This window comes from Caballeronia humi (assembly GCF_001544475.1).
GTDB lineage: Bacteria > Pseudomonadota > Gammaproteobacteria > Burkholderiales > Burkholderiaceae > Caballeronia > Caballeronia humi.
In genome coordinates this window covers 1-678 of sequence record NZ_FCNW02000230.1, presented here as the reverse complement: position 1 = coordinate 678, position 678 = coordinate 1, and the positions used below count along the sequence as shown (strand labels likewise).

1 protein-coding gene is annotated in these 678 nt (G+C 59.7%); it reads right to left on the bottom strand.

Translation table 11 applies throughout. From position 1 onward, the window contains the following. Positions 1-678: electron transfer flavoprotein subunit beta/FixA family protein (locus AWB65_RS35180; protein WP_143281840.1), on the bottom strand; the 678-nt coding region annotated here is incomplete at both ends.

Genomic DNA, 678 nt, shown 5'->3' with positions numbered 1-678 from the left:
GCTTCGTTCTTCAGCTTTTCGACCAGCGTCTTCACGTCCGGCACCATCACACCGGCGGAGCGCTTGGGCGGCTCGGCCACTTTCAGCGTCTTCAAACGCGGCGTGACATCGACGCCGAGGTCAGCAGGTTTCACCGTTTCCAAAGGCTTCTTCTTCGCCTTCATGATGTTCGGCAGCGTGACGTAGCGCGGTTCGTTCAGGCGCAAGTCGGTGGTGATCACGCCGGGCAGTTTCAGCGACAACGTTTCCGAACCGCCATCGACTTCACGCGACACCGTGGCTTTGCCATGGGCGACCACAACCTTCGAGGCAAACGTCGCTTGCGGCAGGCCAGCCAAAGCAGCGAGCATCTGACCGGTTTGGTTCGAATCGTCATCAATCGCCTGCTTTCCCAAGATGACGAGAGAAGGCTGCTCCTTATCCACCAGCGCCTTCAGGATCTTCGCCACCGCGAGCGGCTGCAATTCCTCAGTCGATTCGACAAGAATCGCGCGATCCGCGCCAATCGCCATCGCGGTACGCAGCGTTTCCTGACATTGCGTCACGCCGCAGGAGACCGCAACAACCTCAGTCGCTACCCCCGCCTCACGCAAACGCACCGCTTCCTCGACAGCAATCTCATCGAACGGGTTCATCGACATCTTCACGTTCGCGATATCGACGCCGCTGCCGTCCGAT